The following is a 2,535-nucleotide window of genomic DNA, read 5'->3' as shown; positions in this document are numbered from 1 at the left end:
GGCGTACGCCAGCCCGCGCTTTAGGAGATCAGTATGACTGCCGGCTATGAGCCGGCAGTCGTTTGTTACTCGACCGTCACACTCTTGGCGAGGTTGCGTGGCTGGTCGACATCGAGTCCCAGGCGGTGGGCCGTCTCGTAGGCCAGGAGTTGCAGGGGGATGACGTTGACGAGCGGCGAGACGAGCTCGAGCGTCTCGGGCACGGTGATCACGTAATCGGCGTGCTGGGCGATGCGCGCGTCACCCTCGCTCGCCAGGGCGATGACGACACCGTCTCGAGCCTTGACCTCTTGAATGTTGGAGACCGTCTTGTCGTAGAGCGCCGAGGCGGTGGCGACGATGACCACCGGCATCCTCTCGTCGATGAGCGCGATGGGACCGTGCTTCATCTCACCGGTGGCGTAGCCTTCGGCGTGGATGTAGGAGATCTCCTTGAGCTTCAAGGCGCCCTCCAAAGCCGTCGGATAGTTGACGCCGCGGCCCAAGAAGAGGTAGTCCGAGCGGCCCTTGAAGCTTTCGGCGATCTCGGCGACCCGCGCGCGGGTCTCCAGGGCGGTCTCGACGAGCTTGGGCAGGCGGCGCAGCTCGGCGATCAGCTCGGCCGCCCTTTCGTCTGAGAGCTCCGCCCGCGCCCGGCCGAGCCAGAGGGCCAGCAGCTCAAAGGCCGCGACCATCGCCAGGTAGGCCTTGGTGCTGGCCACGCCGATCTCGGGGCCGGCGTGGATGTAGAGCACGTCGCCGGCCTCGCGGCTTATCGACGAGCCCTTGACGTTCAAGACGGCTAAGGTCTTAGCGCCGCGGCGCTTGGCCTCGCGCAGGGCTTCCAAGGTGTCGATGGTCTCTCCCGACTGCGAGACCACGATGCAGAGCGTGCGCTCGTTGACGACCGGGCTGCGGTAGCGAAACTCGCTGGCCACCTCGACCTCGACGGGCAGGCGCGCTAATGCCTCGATCAGGTACTCGCCGACCAGACCCGAGTAGAAGGCGGTACCCGCCGCGGTGATGATCACCCGGTCGATTGACAAGGGGTCGAGCGCGAGGTCGAGCTGCACGTCGCTGCCCGAGGCGGCGAAACGCCCGCCGAAGGTGTTTTGCAAGACGGCCGGCTGCTCGTAGATCTCCTTGAGCATGTAGTGCTCATAGCCGCCCTTTTCGGCCGCCTCGGCGTCCCAGCCGATCTCGGAGACGGGGCGCTCCTGCGCCCGGCCCGCAAAGTCGGTGACCGTCACCCCAGCCTGGTCGATGACGGCCATGTCGCCGTCGTGCAGAAAGACGACCCGGCGGGTATAGGGCAGGAGCGCGGGGATGTCGCTGGCCACGAAGTTCTCGCCCTCGCCGAGACCCAGGACCATGGGGCTGGTCGCCCGCGCCGCCACGATGAGGTCGTGCTCGGCGTGCGAGACGACGAGCGCGTAGGCGCCCTCGACCTCCTTTAGGGAGGCCCGCACGGCCGCCACCAGGTCGCCTGCGTAGTGCGATTCGATGAGGTGAACGAGAACCTCGGTGTCGGTCTCCGAGGCGAAGAGGTGGCCCTCGGCGGCGAGGCGCTCGCGCAGGGGCAGATAGTTCTCGATGATGCCGTTATGGATGACGGCCAGCTTGCCGTCCTCGCCCAGGTGGGGGTGGGCGTTTATGTCGTTGGGCTTGCCGTGGGTGGCCCAGCGGGTGTGGCCCAGGCCGAGCTTTCCCGCCACGGGCTGCGCCGCCAGGACGGCGGCGAGGACGCCCAGCTTGCCCGCGCGCTTGACCACCTGTAAGCCCGCCGAGCCGTTCCTTCCAGGCGGCGCCACCACCACCCCCGCCGAATCGTAGCCGCGGTACTCGAGCCGCTTGAGCCCGTCCAAAATCACGGGCGCCGCCTGGCGGTGCCCCACATAGCCTACGATGCCGCACATAGTTTGCTCCCTCTCAGATCCAAACGCTCAAGGCCGAACACCCGGGCCGAACGCTCAGGGCGTGCCCTCTACGACTATAGAGGCATGCCCAAAAGCCTGGTCCGCGTTCATCACAGACCGTCACCTGCCGGCATGCGCCGGAATTCGCTGGTACGGGGAGTTACCCCGCCGAACCCGTGGACTCGAGTGAGGGGTTCAAACTCAGGAGGGGCCCGCAGACTTAGATTCGCATTTTAGGGGCCTTGCGGCCTCTTATCCCCTGGCTCGGCCAGGGGCCCTCCGCCTCGTCACCTAAAGGCAATTCAAAATTGAAGATTAAATATTAAAAATTTTGAACCTTCAATTTTGAATCTTCAGTTGCCTTTAGGGCTTGCGCTTTCTCGAGCGTCGCGTTGTTTTCGCCTTACCTCCTTTGGGACCGCGCCGAGGGCCGGGTCAAGGGGCCGCAGTCCGGGGGCGGTCCGGGAAGAAGAGGCTGTAGGGTCCCTCCGATCCCACCTCGAGAATAGCACGCCCGAGGCCGACCAGCGCCGAATCGCGCAGCGCGGTGGGGAAGGTCAAAGGCGGATAATGATATCGCCCCGCTTGTGTCAGCGACGGTTCGAGGGGCAGGGCCGTGGCCAGCGCCAGGGCGAAAAGC

At 65.7% G+C, this 2,535-nt stretch carries 2 protein-coding genes; both read right to left on the bottom strand.

The genetic code is table 11. The features are described from left to right. Positions 1-65: 65 nt before the first annotated feature. Positions 66-1,895 carry a glutamine--fructose-6-phosphate transaminase (isomerizing) gene (glmS, locus tag M3498_09020; protein ID MDQ3459421.1) on the bottom strand — a complete coding sequence of 610 codons (1,830 nt, stop codon included), beginning with the start codon at positions 1,893-1,895 and terminating at the stop codon, positions 66-68. Positions 1,896-2,330: 435 nt separating this feature from the next. Further along, positions 2,331-2,535: hypothetical protein (locus tag M3498_09015; GenBank protein MDQ3459420.1), on the bottom strand; the 205-nt coding region annotated here is incomplete at its 5' end.

This window comes from Deinococcota bacterium (assembly GCA_030858465.1).
In the GTDB taxonomy this organism is placed as follows: Bacteria; Deinococcota; Deinococci; order Deinococcales; family Trueperaceae; genus JALZLY01.
The sequence above is the reverse complement of the archived record's forward strand: the minus strand, read 5'-3'. Positions and strand labels throughout refer to the sequence as shown.

Bases quoted from the DNA above. Each gene is read 5' to 3' on its own strand.
- glmS (MDQ3459421.1), bottom strand. From the start codon at position 1,895: ATGTGCGGCATCGTAGGCTATGTGGGGCACCGCCAGGCGGCGCCCGTG.